Source organism: Acinetobacter rudis (assembly GCF_031157835.1).
Lineage (GTDB): Bacteria > Pseudomonadota > Gammaproteobacteria > Pseudomonadales > Moraxellaceae > Acinetobacter > Acinetobacter rudis_A.
This window is the reverse complement of sequence record NZ_JAVIDR010000021.1, coordinates 1-16610: the sequence shown is the minus strand read 5'-3', so window position 1 is coordinate 16610 and position 16610 is coordinate 1. Positions and strand designations below refer to the sequence as shown.

At 36.9% G+C, this 16610-nt stretch carries 20 protein-coding genes and 1 pseudogene; 9 read left to right on the top strand and 12 right to left on the bottom strand.

Annotated features, from left to right (window positions below; genetic code table 11):
* The first annotated feature begins 11 nt into the window (after positions 1–11).
* Together RFH42_RS14295 and RFH42_RS14290 are read left to right on the top strand one after the other, a co-directional pair.
* The gene (locus tag RFH42_RS14295) at positions 12–383 is read left to right on the top strand and encodes a hypothetical protein (RefSeq protein WP_308976441.1); all 372 of its coding nucleotides are present in this window, start codon (positions 12–14) and stop codon (positions 381–383) included.
* Positions 384–395: 12 nt separating this feature from the next.
* Entirely contained in the window at positions 396–1070 is a 675-nt protein-coding gene (locus tag RFH42_RS14290) for an LrgB family protein (protein ID WP_308976440.1), read from the top strand.
* 72 nt (positions 1071–1142) lie between these two features.
* Here the strand turns inward: RFH42_RS14290 and RFH42_RS14285 are convergent, their stop codons facing one another.
* The 7 genes from RFH42_RS14285 to pdxA all read right to left on the bottom strand — a co-directional run bounded on the left by RFH42_RS14285 (position 1143) and on the right by pdxA (position 6171).
* Positions 1143–1709 carry a hypothetical protein gene (locus tag RFH42_RS14285; protein WP_308976439.1) on the bottom strand — a complete coding sequence of 189 codons (567 nt, stop codon included), beginning with the start codon at positions 1707–1709 and terminating at the stop codon, positions 1143–1145.
* A gap of 116 nt (positions 1710–1825) precedes the next feature.
* A complete protein-coding gene (locus RFH42_RS14280; RefSeq protein WP_308976438.1) occupies positions 1826–2224 on the bottom strand; it encodes a GFA family protein in 399 nt (132 codons plus the stop codon).
* 161 nt (positions 2225–2385) lie between these two features.
* The gene (locus tag RFH42_RS14275; protein ID WP_308976436.1) at positions 2386–2946 is read right to left on the bottom strand and encodes a TetR/AcrR family transcriptional regulator; all 561 of its coding nucleotides are present in this window, start codon (positions 2944–2946) and stop codon (positions 2386–2388) included.
* 5 nt (positions 2947–2951) lie between these two features.
* A complete protein-coding gene (locus RFH42_RS14270; protein ID WP_374990774.1) occupies positions 2952–3281 on the bottom strand; it encodes a DMT family transporter in 330 nt (109 codons plus the stop codon).
* Positions 3282–3519: 238 nt separating this feature from the next.
* Positions 3520–4359: a symmetrical bis(5'-nucleosyl)-tetraphosphatase gene (locus RFH42_RS14265; protein WP_308976433.1), complete on the bottom strand. Its 840-nt coding sequence runs from the start codon at positions 4357–4359 to the stop codon at positions 3520–3522.
* A gap of 1 nt (position 4360) precedes the next feature.
* Positions 4361–5173, bottom strand: a complete 813-nt coding sequence (rsmA, locus tag RFH42_RS14260) for a 16S rRNA (adenine(1518)-N(6)/adenine(1519)-N(6))-dimethyltransferase RsmA (protein WP_308976431.1) — start codon at positions 5171–5173, stop codon at positions 4361–4363.
* A 23-nt stretch (positions 5174–5196) separates the two neighbouring features.
* The gene (gene pdxA, locus RFH42_RS14255) at positions 5197–6171 is read right to left on the bottom strand and encodes a 4-hydroxythreonine-4-phosphate dehydrogenase PdxA (RefSeq protein ID WP_308976430.1); all 975 of its coding nucleotides are present in this window, start codon (positions 6169–6171) and stop codon (positions 5197–5199) included.
* A 298-nt stretch (positions 6172–6469) separates the two neighbouring features.
* On the opposite strand from pdxA, the gene rplM reads away from it, so the two are divergent.
* Together rplM and rpsI are read left to right on the top strand one after the other, a co-directional pair.
* Complete coding sequence (gene rplM / locus RFH42_RS14250) at positions 6470–6898, top strand: 50S ribosomal protein L13 (protein WP_308976429.1); 429 nt, start codon at positions 6470–6472, stop codon at positions 6896–6898.
* A gap of 13 nt (positions 6899–6911) precedes the next feature.
* On the top strand, positions 6912–7298 hold the full coding sequence (gene rpsI / locus RFH42_RS14245; RefSeq protein ID WP_308976427.1) for a 30S ribosomal protein S9: 387 nt from the start codon (positions 6912–6914) through the stop codon (positions 7296–7298).
* A gap of 70 nt (positions 7299–7368) precedes the next feature.
* On the opposite strand, the pseudogene RFH42_RS16915 reads toward rpsI, so the two are convergent.
* Both RFH42_RS16915 and RFH42_RS14235 read right to left on the bottom strand, forming a co-directional pair.
* A pseudogene (locus RFH42_RS16915) lies at positions 7369–7620 on the bottom strand (hypothetical protein); the annotation flags it as partial.
* A gap of 710 nt (positions 7621–8330) precedes the next feature.
* Positions 8331–8705: a hypothetical protein gene (locus tag RFH42_RS14235; RefSeq protein ID WP_308976425.1), complete on the bottom strand. Its 375-nt coding sequence runs from the start codon at positions 8703–8705 to the stop codon at positions 8331–8333.
* A 1100-nt stretch (positions 8706–9805) separates the two neighbouring features.
* Here RFH42_RS14235 and RFH42_RS14230 point away from each other — a divergent pair.
* The 4 genes from RFH42_RS14230 (at position 9806) to RFH42_RS14215 (ending at position 11885) form a co-directional block, all read left to right on the top strand.
* Positions 9806–10462, top strand: a complete 657-nt coding sequence (locus tag RFH42_RS14230; protein ID WP_308976424.1) for a glutathione S-transferase N-terminal domain-containing protein — start codon at positions 9806–9808, stop codon at positions 10460–10462.
* Positions 10463–10471: 9 nt separating this feature from the next.
* Positions 10472–10906 carry a ClpXP protease specificity-enhancing factor gene (locus RFH42_RS14225; protein WP_308976423.1) on the top strand — a complete coding sequence of 145 codons (435 nt, stop codon included), beginning with the start codon at positions 10472–10474 and terminating at the stop codon, positions 10904–10906.
* 16 nt (positions 10907–10922) lie between these two features.
* Positions 10923–11585 carry a hypothetical protein gene (locus tag RFH42_RS14220; protein WP_308976422.1) on the top strand — a complete coding sequence of 221 codons (663 nt, stop codon included), beginning with the start codon at positions 10923–10925 and terminating at the stop codon, positions 11583–11585.
* Between the two features lie 111 nt (positions 11586–11696).
* Complete coding sequence (locus tag RFH42_RS14215) at positions 11697–11885, top strand: YqaE/Pmp3 family membrane protein (RefSeq protein WP_308976421.1); 189 nt, start codon at positions 11697–11699, stop codon at positions 11883–11885.
* A 30-nt stretch (positions 11886–11915) separates the two neighbouring features.
* Here the strand turns inward: RFH42_RS14215 and RFH42_RS14210 are convergent, their stop codons facing one another.
* From RFH42_RS14210 to RFH42_RS14200, 3 genes are read right to left on the bottom strand one after another with little or no spacing between them, the layout of a single operon-like run.
* Positions 11916–12923 carry an HlyD family secretion protein gene (locus RFH42_RS14210; protein WP_308976420.1) on the bottom strand — a complete coding sequence of 336 codons (1008 nt, stop codon included), beginning with the start codon at positions 12921–12923 and terminating at the stop codon, positions 11916–11918.
* A 27-nt stretch (positions 12924–12950) separates the two neighbouring features.
* A complete protein-coding gene (locus RFH42_RS14205; protein ID WP_308976418.1) occupies positions 12951–13157 on the bottom strand; it encodes a DUF1656 domain-containing protein in 207 nt (68 codons plus the stop codon).
* A complete protein-coding gene (locus RFH42_RS14200; protein ID WP_308976417.1) occupies positions 13150–15246 on the bottom strand; it encodes an FUSC family protein in 2097 nt (698 codons plus the stop codon). The genes RFH42_RS14205 and RFH42_RS14200 overlap by 8 nt, the downstream gene beginning before the upstream one ends.
* A 415-nt stretch (positions 15247–15661) precedes the next feature.
* On the opposite strand from RFH42_RS14200, the gene RFH42_RS14195 reads away from it, so the two are divergent.
* Positions 15662–16417: an IclR family transcriptional regulator gene (locus tag RFH42_RS14195; protein ID WP_308976415.1), complete on the top strand. Its 756-nt coding sequence runs from the start codon at positions 15662–15664 to the stop codon at positions 16415–16417.
* Positions 16418–16610: the final 193 nt, after the last annotated feature.

Below are 16610 nucleotides of genomic sequence, written 5' to 3'. Positions count from 1 at the left end.
TAAGTAGCGCAATGGACAGACTCAAACAAATTGACTGGTTCGCATGGACTGTGACCTTATCGTTAATTGTTATATTTCGTGAGGCCGCTGTATGGATCATGACGCAAGTAAAGTTTCCTGAACTAGGAAATCTGGTGGGCTTAATTAGTTTACTCATTTGCTTGCTTGTCTGGCGACGTTTCAAAAAAATTTCTCCTCGTATCATCGATAGTAATAACCGTTTGATGAAAGAGAGTTCCTTTGCTTTTCTACCCATCTGTGCTGGCTCATTATTGACCATGGTGCAAATGGGTAAAAGTATTCCGGTCTTTCTCTTTGTTATGGTGGTCAGCACACTCATCCCGCTTTGGGTATATGCCAAAATGGCAAAAAGATGGTTATAGGAGATCAGAAACATGTTAAGTACAATCATTGGAATATTGATTACCCTATGCGCCTATCTCATGGCCAAACCCATTAGCCAAAAAATGCCGCAGATCCCGCTCATTGTTGTGAGTATGTTCTTTGTCATTGGTTTATTAGCGCTACTTGGTATTCCATACCAACATTATATTGCTGAAGTTAATACCGTTTTTAATCATTTACTCGGTTATGTCACTGTAGCTTTGGCGATTCCTTTGGCTGCTATGCGCTACGATGATCTCCCGATTAAATCTATTGTTGGTATTTTAGTCTTTGCGAGTATAAGTGCTGTGGCATTGCCCATGAGTTTAGCTTATTTGCTACACATGTCTGAACCAACCATCATGGCATTTGCAACACGTGCTGTAACAACACCTATTGCCATTAATATTGCTGAATTACTCCACTCTCCAGTAAGTTTAGTTATTTTAATTGTGATCTTATCTGGGGTGATTGGTGCGGCATTCTCACCAATAATCTTAAAGCACATCAATGATGAGCGCGCTTCTGGTTTGGCGCTTGGTTTAGCAGCTCATGCTATTGGTACAGCACAAGCATGGCAACGTGGCCCAGTTGCTGGACGTTATGCTGCTTTTGGTATGGCAGTCAATGCAATCTTTACTGCTATCTGGCTACCGCTATTTATTCATTTTGTTGGCTTTGCCTAAACTATAACTAATAAAAAAGGAGCAAGTGCTCCTTTTTTATAAATTACCTGAAATATAAGACAAAGTAATATCTTATTTTAAAGAAATTTCCTGAGTATTACCCGACCGATCGACTTCAAAAATACTCACCCCACATGCAGCACCTTTACGGTTGGCAACTACCTCATAATCCTTGCCAGCTTTAGGGAAAAATGTCATTTCTGCACCACGACATGAGCCCTGATATTGCACCGTTGTTTGTTGAGGACTTGCTGAAATATTTGTTAAGCCAATAAAACCATTACGCACGCTTACTGCTGTTGCAGCAGGGATAACAAATTCCTGATAAAAAGCCTTAGATAAAAGACCATTCTGATCCTGAAAATGTAGACTGGTTTGGGTCTGAGCAATGCCAATATGACTATTTTTAACGGAGCCAACCATTGAAGAAAATGCATCTCCCAAGCCACCACCTACATTAATTTTGATTTTCTTACCAGCCTGCTCATAGGTCATGATTGTTGGTTTTTGATTTTGCCCATAAAGACGAATACGCGCATCTTGCCCAGTATACTGAACATCTTTGCTAACCGTTGTTGTCTGACAAGCACTCAGTGCTACACATACACATAACACACTCATTATATTTAATTTAAACAAAATTCAGTCCTATTTTTCTAGTTAAAGTCTTCTCAATTACTCATGTAATTAAATACACTCCATAATACAGTATATCTATCATCGCTTTTATTATATGTCTATCTATTTAAATGTTTTTAAAATGGGTTTTCTTGATACTGCGGTGCCTCATCATGAATCTCATACCAATTTGGCTTAGAAGCAACAAAAACATGAAACTGATTAGTAAATGCGAGATGATCATCCAAGATATTCATAGGCACTGGGAAGTTTTCACTACCCGAACCAATCCCACCTAATGACGTACCGCACTTTTGACAAAATGTTCGAATATATTCATACGGTGGCTCTGGTGTATATGTTGAAATAAATTCTCGACCTTTCACTAAGTTAAATTTAGAGTGTTCAACAAATACGAGTGTACTCGATCCCAATTTACGACAACGCGAGCAATGACAAGTACCCATCATCGAGGGCAATGCCTGCAATTCAAATTGAATGGCTCCACAACAACAACTTCCCTTAATATTTTCCATTTTTTCTACCTGCTATTTTCATTGAACAATTATCCACGCTCAGACATCTAATCATACCCTCATGACAAGCAATTGAATATACAGATAAAAGGATAAGAAAAACCTCATTTTTTAATATATTGTATTTAAAGACAACTCATTATAAAAATAGAGAGCAAGCGTTACCGCGACTCTAAATAGCTACGTTGCATTAACTGTTGTTTCATAGCTGCAATTTCATTCGCATCTTCAATGTCCGCAAAAGCAGTCAACCACACACCATCTGCTGCATAACGCAGTATTTTTAACTCTAAATCACCATCAGTTTGTTGATGTTGTCTTAAACGAGACTGATACCAACGCATCCACATATTGTTTAGCTCAGGCTCTGTCAGAATTGCCATAGAAATCGCTGAGCCAAAAGGCACATGATTCATTTCAGTTGGTAAAGTGGCTTGAATATAAGCACGAGTAAAACACCCGTGAGCCATTGGATCTTGTGCAATAACATGATCTACAAAGACATCTAAACGTTGTAATAGTTCAACAATCATTTGTTCTAATAAATTTTGTTTCGTCGGAAAATGATGAAATACTCCCCCTTTAGAAACACCAACCATATCGGCAACAGCTTGTATTGAGACACCAGAAACACCCTTTTCAGCTGTTAATTGAATCGTATAATCCAATATCTTTTGCCTTGTCATTTCTGGATTTTTTTTAGATGAAGTGATGAGTTTCATTATGTTTAGTGTCCAGTTGAATGAGAAAATAGATTAATCACAATTACACCCAATACAATTAGAGCAATACCAATCATTGCAGCGAGGTCTAGACTTTGTCGAAATACAAAATAACCAATCAAACCAGTGAGTACAATTCCAACACCTGCCCATATCGCATAAGCAATGCCTAATGGAATTACTTTAATCACTTGAGATAACAAGTAAAAAGCTATACTAAATAACACAACTACCGCAAGTGAAGGCCCAAGTTTAGTAAAACCTTCAGACTTGACCAAAAATGTTGAGCCAGTTACCTCAGAGATAATCGCCAATGCTAATAAGCCATAAGCCATCCATAATGAACTCATTGTACCTCCATTTTAAAACTCAAATATTTAACATACCAACCGAATGGTATGTTAAATATTTACACAACGAACTCAAGGTTTTTTAACCTTTTATAACACTAAAAAGTTATATAAATGGCGGGAAAAATTCAGTACAACACAATAAGTAGTGCTTGTATTGTCCATTTGACAATACAAGCTTAATATTTTCTACTCAAGATAAAATCTATAAACTATTCAACAACTAGGGCATCATAGGGTTATTGACAGCAAACATCTGTTGATCTTCAAGTCTAAAAGCAAGTAATTGATTGCCCCAAACACATCCACCATCAACGTTTTGAATCTGCTCATTGATACGCTTGCCAGCAAGTGCTGCCCAATGACCAAAAATAACCTGATGACTTTGTGCTGCCTGTGACGGGTATTCAAACCAAGGTCTATAACCTTCTGGCATCTCCCCTTCTAAAGCATCTTTAAAGCTAAATTCAATCTGACCAACAACATTACTAAGTCGCATCCGAGTTAAATAATTGGTAATGACTTTTAAACGTTCATTACCACTCAAATCCTCAGACCAAAGGCTTGGATCATTGCCATACATTTCAGCTAAAAAAGCATCCATGACTGTAAAATCATCATGAGACAACACAGCTTGTACTTCCTTGGACAACGCGAGACATTGCTCAGCAGTCCAAAGTGCAGGAATTCCAGCATGTGTTAAAATCGTCTTTTCATTCGGCATTAGACACAAAGGTTGACGGCGTAACCAATCTATAAGTTCATCACTATCAATGGCATCAATTACATCTTGTGTACCATCTTTGGCTTTCGCCTGTTTCAATCCACGCGCACAAGCAAGTAAGTTAATATCATGATTACCAAGCACTGTTGCAGCAACACCACGATCAGCCAGTTTTTTAACAAAACGTAAAGCACCAATCGAATTTTCACCACGTGCTACCAAGTCACCAGAAAACCAAATAAAATCCTGATCTGGATCAAATTTAATGAGTTTCAGTAAGTCTTTTAGCGCCTCAAAACAACCTTGCACATCCCCGATGACATAATTATAACGTGCCATGTTAAGCCACCATTTGATCAGCCAAAGCAACGAACTGAGCTAAAGTTAAAGTTTCAGGTCGTGCCATTGGGTCAACACCAGTCAGTTCAAAAGCATTTTCGTTGAGCATACCCTTTAAACTATTTCTTAACGTCTTACGGCGTTGAGTAAAAACATGAGAAACCAAACGTGCTAAAGCCTTTTCATCTTTGGCCACAATAGGTTTATCCGCATAAGGTTCCAAACGAAATACAGCACTGGTCACTTTCGGTGGTGGATTAAATGCACCTGGTGGGACTGCAAATAAAAAGGTCGCTTTACAATAATATTGAATCATTACAGATAATCGACCATATTCTTTACTATTTGGAGCAGCAGTAATCCGATCAACAACCTCTTTTTGCAACATAAAATGCATGTCTTTGACTTTTCCACCAAACTCCAAGAGGTGGAACAATAAAGGAGTTGAAATATTATACGGGAGGTTCCCAACAATACGTAGTGGACGATCAGCCTCAACCAAAGTATTAAAGTCAAACTTTAAAGCATCTGTTTCAATAATCGTTAAACGTTCAGGATGCGGTACTCGACCAGGTAAACCTGCAGCCAAGTCGCGGTCAAGCTCAAGTACAGTTAAAGCCTCACACTCACCAATCAATGGTGAGGTCAGTGCAGCCAAACCTGGACCAATTTCAATAAGATTATCGCCAGTACGTGGACTTACCGAACGGACAATTTTTGCAATGATACCTTGGTCATGTAAAAAGTTTTGACCAAAGCGTTTACGAGCTTGATGCCCTTCATCTTTAGGGTTTAGGGCATTAATCTGATACATAAAATATGTCCAACATAAAATATTTAAATGGATTGATGAGCGAGTTCTAGGGCCAAATCAACAGCCACCTGCAAACTTGAACTTTTAGCTTGTCCAGTTCCTGCCAATGTCAGTGCTGTACCGTGGTCTACCGAGGTCCGTATAAAAGGCAAGCCCAAGGTAATATTTATTGCCCCTCCAAAGCCTTGCGATTTTAACACAGGTAGACCCTGATCATGGTACATCGCTAAAACAGCATCGGCATCCTGTAGATATTCTGGGCGAAATAGCGTATCAGCAGGTAGACTCAAACTTAAATCTACACCCAAATTGCGGTATTGCTCCAATACTGGATTGATGATGTCTATTTCCTCATGCCCTAAATACCCACCCTCACCAGCATGAGGGTTAAGCCCACAAACCAACACCTTCGGCTGTGAGATTTTAAATTTAGTTTTTAAGTCATGTAGTAATATATCGATCACTTGTTGTAAACGTAAGGGTGTAATTGCATCAGCAACCTCTCGTAACGGTAAATGGGTCGTGACCAAAGCCACACGCAGGCTTTTAGTCGCCAACATCATTACCACTCGATCAACACCAGCAAACTCCTGATAATATTCAGTATGCCCACTAAAAGCGATGCCAGCTTCATTAATTACCGATTTCTGCACAGGCGCGGTTGCCACCCCCACACTCCGACCATGTAGTGCATAATCTGCTGAACGACGTAGTTGTTCTAGAACATACGCTGCGTTATTTGGATTAAGTTCACCTGATTTAACTTTGGCCTGTAAAGCAACATGCTCAACGTATAACGCTCCTATGGCAGAAGGCTCTGTTTGTCCCTGATACTCAATCAATTCGATAGCAAGATTTAATTTTTCTGCTCGCTGTTTCAGTAACTCTAGATCTGCCAAAACAACAACTGGACGTTCGTCAACTCGATCAGCCAAACTTAAACAAATATCTGGACCAATACCCGCAGGTTCACCACTCGTAACATATAAAGGAAGCATGCTTTAGGCCTATACTCATCGCATTAGAACTTTATTATATATTTTTATACTTAACTATGGGATTTACAGTGACCTCTAACCCAAGGCATTTTTAATTTTAGACTTTCGTTAAAATCAACATAATCGGAAGAAAGGACTTTGACATCATAACAACAATGTCTTAGAAATTTTCAGCAAGAAATACTGCGGTGTAACGCAACATTTTCATTGTGTTTATTACTACTTTCGACTAGAATACGCTCTCCTTTTTGTTTGGATGCTGTCTAAAGTCCAAACCAACTATAATAGGTAGTGGTTAATGAAAACTCTCAGCGCTAAGCCAGCTGAAGTTCAACACGACTGGTATGTTGTTGATGCTTCTGGCAAAACTTTAGGTCGCCTTGCGACTGAAATCGCTCGTCGTTTACGCGGTAAGCATAAAACTTCTTATACTCCTCACGTTGACACTGGTGACTACATCGTTGTTATCAATGCTGAAGAAGTTCAAGTGACTGGTAAGAAGTCTCTTGATAAGAAATACTATCGCCATACTGGTTTCCCAGGTGGTATCCGTGAAACTAACTTCGAAAAGTTAGTAGCACACAAACCAGAAGAAATCTTCCAACGCGCTGTTAAAGGCATGTTGCCAAAAGGTCCTCTTGGTTATGCAATGATCAAGAAAATGAAAGTGTACGCTGGTAGCGAGCATCCACATACTGCTCAACAGCCACAAGTTTTGGACATCTAAGGGATAACTGCACATGGCTACTAATTATGGTACAGGTCGCCGTAAGACCGCAACTGCACGTGTTTTCCTATCTGCTGGTACTGGAAAACTTGTTATCAACAACCGTTCACTAGAACAATATTTCGGTCGTGAAACTGCACAAATGGTTGTTCGTCAACCACTTGAGCTTTTAGAAGCAACTGAAAAATATGACCTATATATCACTGTTAAAGGTGGTGGTATCGGTGGTCAAGCTGGTGCGATCCGTCACGGTATTACTCGTGCACTTATCGCTTCTGACGAAACACTTAAACCTGCTCTTCGTCAAGCTGGCTTCGTTACTCGTGACGCTCGTGAAGTTGAACGTAAAAAACTTGGTTTACGTAAAGCACGTAAACGTCCTCAATTCTCTAAACGTTAATTCGTTTACCGAATCGGACAAAAAACCTCGGATTTTCCGAGGTTTTTTTATATTTAAATTTTGCTTGATATTACTTTTTGGCTGGTACAGCAGAACAGTCAGCAACACCTGCTCCCAGACCATCAGCGATGCTATATTCTGAAATCTGACAACCATTATGATCCTGATACGTTCTTGTAGGATGATTAAACACATGATCCTTAGGTAAAGGAGCATCACACCATTGACCTGTTTTCTCATTCACCATTTCTACAGGTCCATCATTATAAATCGTCACTCGGCATCCTTTGACCACATAACGCTGTTTAATCCCACCATAGCTAGGCTGAACATTGCATACTTCAGCATTTGGATCATCATCACAAGATACTGCAGCAATTGCTGGAGCCTCATTGACTGCCATATCTGCCGCATCAATAGCTTCTGCATATTCCACTTGTTTTACTTTAGAGATACGTGGCTTTGCAGCATAGAGAGTCTGCGCTGAAAATATGGTTAGTATCGTGAATGCAGAAAGTACAAATTTCATTTTCTTATCCTTAAGTTGTACACGTCCGATTATAAGAAAATAATTTTTAATTTAAATAATTTTATTTTAGACTCATGAACATATTTACACTCATATACTCAACAGAGATGAACTGAGTTATGTACATCGGAAAATTAGCTGCAATCACAGGTACAACGGTAAAAGCCATTCGCCATTATGAAAAATTCAACTAAGAAAGCTTTGAAATGTCATAAACAATATATTATTTCGGGCAAACAAAACTATCTTTTTGCTCAATTATCTCGTTTACTGCCTGCCTAGAAGCATGACAAGACCTACAAGAAAGATGCTAATAGCATCATATGATCTCAACTAAAGCATCAAGTTAAATTTAATTTTACACCGAACTGCACACCCTCACCCCCCGTACTGTTTTCGCTTAAAGCTAAATCAGTACAGGGGTAATATTACCAAGCAAATATGAATTGAAATATCTAATTTATTCTAAAGACAATATATCAATAATAATTAAAGCACTATATTTAAACAAACTCGCTAATAATTTCCATTTCACCACCATAAACAACTTCAACAATTTCATTAGAAGAAACTAACATTGTCTTATGAAAATTAATTGTATCTAAATACCCATACACCTGATCATTTATCCAGGTGTATAAATCGAGTTTTTCACCACTATATACAAAACAATCACCTTTAAAATCCAAAGAAGCTTGCATTTTTAATAACAACCCCTCCAAAGATAATCTAAATGATTCAACATGAACAAATCTAAGTTTCATGGTCTTATCACCCCACGTACAGCAAGCAATCAAATCACCATCACTATAATTTAATACTATAAAATCAGGTATACTTTTTGGAAGTCCATTTAATACCATTTTTTCTAAATACATTTTCTTTTCTCACACGGTTAATTTTTATTGCTTTTATTAATTTTTTTATTAGCTCAATTATTTTCATACTTGAGGTTAAATAGACTATTGCTATTGATTGAACCAATAAAATCTAGACTAATTGAATAAATTTACTCTAAATATTCCACCCACTCTTTTCAAATTATTTTATCTAAAAATCACGAACACTCTCCATATCACTCTACATAAATTTCATAAGATAAAATAAATATATTTTTATAATAATTCATTATCTTTATATTACTAAAACCTTAAAAACAATCATTACAATACTTTTATTATTAATAAAACCACCCTACCAAATATTTAAGCACACAAAATTTTATAAAGAGCTATTAAATATTTTTCGCAATTAAATTAATTTCATTTTTAACACAAAATAATTTAAAAAAACAACAAACACAAAATATCTACTTAATATAATAAATACCCAACTTTATAAAAATATAGGAGTTAATAAATTAAAATCGATAAATTATAAAGTTCAAAATCAAAAACACCTAATACTAAAAAATGATTTAAATCATTATTTTTTGTGAACTATCTCTATTTTCGTATTGTCTCACTCAACCTATTTTTTATAGTGAGCTACCATCTTCATTATTATTTTATTAGCTACTTCAAGTTATGAATATGCCATCTTCTCACTCATTACAATTCTGCTCTGTAAGGTCAAATCAATATAAGTTTAAGGTAATTATTTCACTAATTTTCCTTTTGCTTGAGTTTTCTAAGCACTCTTTTACCTTGGCACCATCTTGTTAAATTGGCAAATCATTTAAAAATAAGGGAAAAAAACTCTTTAACCTAAATAAAATGCACACTAATCTAATAATACTCCAATAAAAACACACTCCAACACTAGCTATCTTATATTTAAATTATTTTTTCACTAAAGATCTAATAACAAGAAAAATAGCTTAATAACCATCTAGTTAACTTAGTTATGAAGTCAAACTGCCAATTCAAAGACGATCTAGTAGTCATTAAACAAACTAAATGAAGTTATCAATGCAATTCATGCTTTTCACTACTATTTTTAGTATGCTATATGATTAATTTTGTTTAACTGTGGAAATATGCACCTCGAAAATGCAGCACCACCCCAAGGAATTACCTTATATAGCCATGCCGATGACTATCGTTCACACTGGATACGTTATGTTTTGGCTGAAAAACAAATTAAATATCACCACATTGTAGTAGAAGATCACAGTGAAGATGTGGCAAGTTTAAATCCTTACAATCAAGTACCAATGCTCGTTGAAAATCGACTTAAGCTCTTTAATAGTGCGATTATGTCGGAGTATATCGATGATCGCTATCGACAAAATAAACTGTATGCAGACACCCCAGCAGCGCGTGCAGAACAGCGCCAATATATTTGGCGTTTTGAACAAGATTGGTTCAAATTAGCAGATCAAATGCTCAACCATCCTGACACGCTTGACCCACAAGCACAGCAACAGGCTAAAATTGAAATGCGCAATACATTGCTTTCACTTAGTCCCTTATTTCAGCATTATCCTTACTTTATGTCTGAACACTTTACAATTTTAGATTGCATCTTAGCACCAATTTTCATACGGTTAGTACATATGGGCAATGTCGTTCCTTTACAACAAAGCCGACCAATTTTGTTGTACTGCAAACGAATATTTAATCGTCCGGCTTTTTTAAAGTCGATGACTCATGAAGAAAAAAATCGTTATCAAAATTGTTTTATACACCTGTAGAGTAATACCATGTCTGAATCTGAATTAAATCTTAGCCCGACCCGTCCATATTTAAGCCGTGCAATTTATGAATGGATTTGTGACCACAATTTAACCCCACATATTTTAGTTGATGCGACACAACCATTTACAGATGTCCCTTTGCAATTTGTACAAGATGGTCAAATTGTTTTAAATCTTGCACCTCATGCAGTTCATCGTTTAAATATGAGCAACGATGCTATTACTTTCTCTGCACGTTTCGGTGGCGTTTCTAAAGATATTTATGTTCCATTTAACGCCCTCATGGGAATTTATGCACGTGAAAATGGACAAGGATTATTTTTTGATCCTGAAGAATATGCAGATTTCAACATTGAACCAGTTGATTTAAAATCAAATGATAATGATGAAGCAAAACTAAACTCAACGAAAAAGAAAACCAGCCTACGCATTTTAGATTAAACCAAGGGAGTCAATAATGGCTTTTGATCTTGTACAATACTTTGCTGAGCAAATAAAAACGCAACAACCTCAGCTGTTAAACCACTTCAATGAAGAACAACGCGAAAATTTCTTAAATGAAATGAGTAACCTGTCTCTTGCTAGAATTATTTGTTTGTGGCGTGAACAGCCAAGTAAAATGTATCAAGAAATACATGCCCTCAACTCCCTTTACATCCAAGAACTTGCACGACATTTAACCACCTCTTCGCATAATGAGTCCGAACTTAGTCGCCATGATTTTGAGCAATGCTCAACAGATATATTTAATTTACAGTTCATTGAGCTAAAACAGCTTGATGATATTGGACAATATGGCGAAAATGGTATGCATGAGTTACTTGTTGGACAAATCGAGCATTTGTCTGGACACGCCAAAGACTGGGTATGGTCTCTTAGTGAGCTTACAGAGCTGATCGGTTCTCAACCCACTGAAGAAGAAGACTTGTCCCTCGAAGAGAGTATGAAGGAGTTTAACCAAATGGTACATGCACAACAAACGCATAGTGATATTGAAACCGTAGAACAAGTGGTTGAGCCAGAACTCAAACCAACTTGGGCTAAAATTGCAGAACCTCTCGTCGCTTTAGTTGTGCTTTGGATTCTCTATGATGCTTTAATCAAATATGTATTTATTTGATTACATAACCAGCCATCATTAGACCGATCTTGCATCGGTCTTTTTATTTTTAATTTACTGACAAACTATATTTGAGACTACACTTTATATAACCTTTATGGAGAAATAAATATGAGATTATTAATTGCCTTTTTAGTCCCATGGTTAGTCTTCTTTACTATTGGGCGGCCCTTTGCAGGGATGATTTGTCTTATACTGCAAATTACGCTTATTGGCTGGTTACCAGCGACAATTTGGGCTGTATATGCACTCTCACAATATAAGACTGATCAAAAAATTAAGAGAGCTCTAGGGCACTAAAAGCCCATCTGTTATCGCACCATCATTTTATTACTCTAAAATATGCACTGTCGCTGTACGTCCAGAAACAAATGCCAGTTGATTCTCTGGCATTTCATCCAGTACGATTTTCACTGGTACTCGTTGGGCGAGACGAACCCAACTAAATGTTGGATTTACATTAGCCAATAAGTTAGAACTGTTTGAACGCTCCCGATCCTCAATACCAGATGCAACTCCCTGTACATGTCCTTTAATTTTTTGCGAATCCCCCATCAACTCCACAATAGCTGGAGCACCGATGTATATTTTATTGAGTTTGGTTTCTTCAAAATACCCAACAATATAAAGTTGTTTCCGATTCAATAAGGCAGCAACGGCTTGACCGGTCTTGATATATTGTCCAGCTTGTAAATCAAAATTAGATAATGTCCCATCAGCAGGGGCAACAACCTCAGAACGATTTAAATTTAATCGTGCTAGATTTAAATGGCTTTGAGCAACATCAACTTGAGCCCGATTTTGTTGAACATTCGCTTTTGCCTGTTCAATACTTGCCTTGCTTTGTTCATATTCCGCCTTGCTTTGCTCATGTGTGGCAAAGACTTGATCTTGCTCTTGTTTTGAAATCGCCCCCTGCATTAAATCACGATAACGAGCAGCAGTTTTCTCTGCCAAATTCAAATTAGCAGATAGTTTTACTAGACCTGTTTTGGCTTCCAATAAATTTGCTTCAGCCTGTGCTAATCCCGCTTTTGCCTTTGACAAATCTGCTTGAGCTTGTTCAACATCGAGTGCTTGTCGGGCAACATCAATTTTAAATAGCGGCTGTCCTTTTTTAACAGTTTGATTGTCTTGTACCAAGACCTGTGTGACTAAGCCCGAAATATCAGAGGATACTTGAACAACATCCCCACGTACTCGACCATCCCTTGTCCAAGGAGAACTATTATAATATTGCCATAAATGCACAATCGCATAGAGTGCAATTAAAATTGATAAAATCAACACTACTGGACGAATGACCTTCCGTAGTTCAATTGCTTTGAAATTATTCATTTTAACTTTCCTCTACTCTGTTAAAAATTAAGCCCAATACCATAGAAACACCCCATGCGTTAACAATAAAAGTAAAATGTAAAAACACAGGTTAAAAATACTGGGAACGATAATCCAACCACGTGCAATCCAATGCTGTATCCACCTTGCACATAGGCGAAATATCACATAAGCAAAAATTGCTTGTACTAATAAAATGGGAACGTAGATTCCATAAACATTCACTTCACCCATGTACTAAAACCTCCTTGGTCGCATTGAATGGATGAGCGACGATGACATGCCCAATACTTGAATAAATATTATTGAGAGATATCAACAAACGTTGTTTTAGCTGAGCATCCTCAAGAGACTCTACTTGCATGAGTATTGAATCAATTTGATGTTGTAGTTCTTCACTAAAATGATCTGTGTACGCCAAATGCTTTTGTTGAAAGCGGAAATATTCATCTAAATTTTGTTGAAGTAAGCTCAATTGCTGTCTAAGCTCAACATCTGATAATTTCAATATAAGTTCTTGTAAACGCACTAAATCAACAATTGCACTACTTTCAATTAACGCATTATGAATTGCGGTTTTAATTTTTGGTGCCTGTACAGCTTTGCTATTTAAAACGCCAACCCGATCTAACATACTGCGTAAATGTACTTTAAATTCAGTATCATAACTAAGATAAATTGATTGACGTAATGCTTGATAATGTAGTGATAAAATACGAGATGCACTCGTATCAGGAGACATAGCGCGGACAAGATCAATTACAATCAGAGACGTCATTACACCTAAAATCATTGCAACTGAGTTATCTAAATAAGCAACTGGGTCCATGCTATAACGATTATTCAGATTTAATCCCATCATGGTATTAATTCCTAAAACCATCCCCACAGGCATTAATAGTGGGTTCGCCATCATACTTACTGCAATTAAGACCAAAGGTAAAAGCACCACAGCAAGTTGCCAAAAATCAGTTACATGAGGGAAAATACCAAAAGCATAAATAAAAGCTAATCCTGCAGAGATCACACTCCAAACAATAAAAATACGAAGGACAGGTACGGGATTATCAATAGCAGTTAAAATACATGCGGTAATAACACCCATCTGTGCCATCATGAAGCCATATTTCCAGCCAGACAATATCCATATAGATGTCACAATTAACGTAATCAAAGTGGCACTTACTCCCCCTCTGACTGCTACACCATAATCACGATGTAAACTTGGATAATTTGTTGTAATTGCTGTAACACTTGATGGAATGCTTTTTTTACCTTGTTGAATAGACTGCCACAATAATTTCACAGTCAAGATATTGGTCATAAAATGCCGAATATCCATTTTCAACGCAGCCATTAATGTTTGCTGCTCCACAGAAATTAAAAGTGTATTTTTATCAAAATCTCTTTCAAATTCAGAAAGTAAGATCTTTAAGTCAGACTCTTGAGTACATTCATTTTTATTGATCAATGCTAATACAAGGTGCTTAATTTGCTGTAGTTGCACATTTAAACTAGATTGAGATTGAGATAATTGGTCTAACTGTTTAATGCGTTGTGACAAGGCAACTAGATTCGCAACAACCAAAGACATTTGATGCAACATTTCCTGCAAAGGCTTGGTCATGCCATTTAATTCACCCTTTTCATAGGCCAAATGCACAGCCAAAGCATGAATATCAGCCATATCTCGTGTCATGATTGATAAAATCTGCGTATCATCTTGAGTACTATTCTGTTCATCTAAAAGGCGCTCAAAAACATCCTCAAGATCTTTTAATGCCTTATTCACACGCTGACGAATTACCGCACCAAGATGCACAGGAAAAAAGCTCGCAGATACAATAGCACTTGAAATTACACCTACAGAAATTTCAAGCACTCGAGCTAGAGCCATATCAAAAATGCTATATGTATCAATCGAGGCAATTGCATTGAACACAATTAAAACCGTTGAATAACCTGCCAGCATAAAGACATAGCTTCGCGGAGTACGATCAAGTAAAGAAACGTAGAGAGAAAAGCCTACCCACAAGGCTAAGACTGCTGTAAAAATCCAAGGTGTATTCAATAAATGTGGCATGAGCAATACTGCGACAATCGCCCCAGCAATTGTGCCAATTAAACGATAGATACACTTTGATGAGACCATCCCCGAATATGGACTCGCAATAATCAATACTGTTCCAATAGACCACATTGGGTTAACCAAATTAAGCTCAAACGAAACAAATAATGCCAACATAGCAGCAACAAAAGTTTTACTAGCAAAAATCAGGTCGAGTCTGCTTGGTCTAAAAGACAACAGAGGTTTAAAAAACATAAGGAGTTCTCAAGAGTATCACTTTGCCTTAAGAGTTCATGACTCATCTGGCAATCATGAAAACAATACTTCAGGCATTACTCACGTTATTTAGTCCTACGTGATTAGACATAATGGGCTTAATTAAACAGCAACCACTACCACCATGAAAAAGGATTAAATTATCTAAAGAAGAAATTAGATCTGCAATTTACTTAAAAATAGCACAATTAGTCAAGAAAATTATCTCAATATGATAATTCAATTATTTTAATTCGATTATTTTCAAAATTTACCATGACTATTCTCAAAAAATCCAATCTCCAACTTTTATTCTTCTTATGAGTAAAACATGTAAAAAGCATCGCTTCATTTCTAATTTTCTGTTATAAAACAAAACATTTATACTGATTTGAGCTTGTTAATAGAGTAGATCATGGCGACTTCAAGTTTTGCTAAGATACTGACTGTACTAGATTTATTCTCAGTTACACGTCCAATAATTAATGTTGAAAACATCTGTGACGAATTAGGCTGGTCTAAACCAACTGCCTACCGTTATCTTAAGGAATTGGTTGCAACTGATATACTGCGGCGTATTAGTGGAACTTCTGGCGACTATACCCTGGGATCGAAAATTGCGATTTTAGATTACATATCCCGCACCACAGATCCACTGGTACGAATCAGCATTCCCTACATGAAAATGATTGTAGAGCGTACTGAACTTAGCTGTTTGATCACCTATCTTAATCATGATTCATGTATTGATTTACATCATGAACTGTATGAACCATTTAATGTAGGTACCTATGGTCGCGGTTGTCCACGTCCAGTCTATGTAGGCTCATCAGCCAAGGTTATTTTAGCGCATTTACCCAAACAAAAATTGGCTGACTATTATGCCCGCTTCTCAACTCAATTTAGAGATGTGGGATTTGCTCATGATGAAAATAGCTTTATCCAAGAAATGAAAATCATAAAAAAGCAGGGTTATTATCTTTCTAAAGGAGAACTTGAACCCAGTATTTGTGGGCTATCTGTTCCTATCTGCTTCTCAAATAAGGAGGCACCACTAGCACTCACAGTGCTCAGCTCAATTAACCGCTTTGAGTTTATTAATCTTGAAAAAGTTATGCTCATCTTAAAAGAAAGTGCACAACAAATTGAACTAGGCTTTACTGGGCTTTAATCATTCCCCCTCCACATACACATGTTGAGGGGATATTTTTAGCGTTATTTGAAAAATTATTTTTTGATTATATTTTTTTATTGTATTTTTCCCCAATAAAAAAAATCCCCCAGCGTTTAAGCTGGGGGATTTTAGAATAATGAGCTGGCGATGACTTACTCTCACATGGGTAACCCCACACTACCATCAGCGC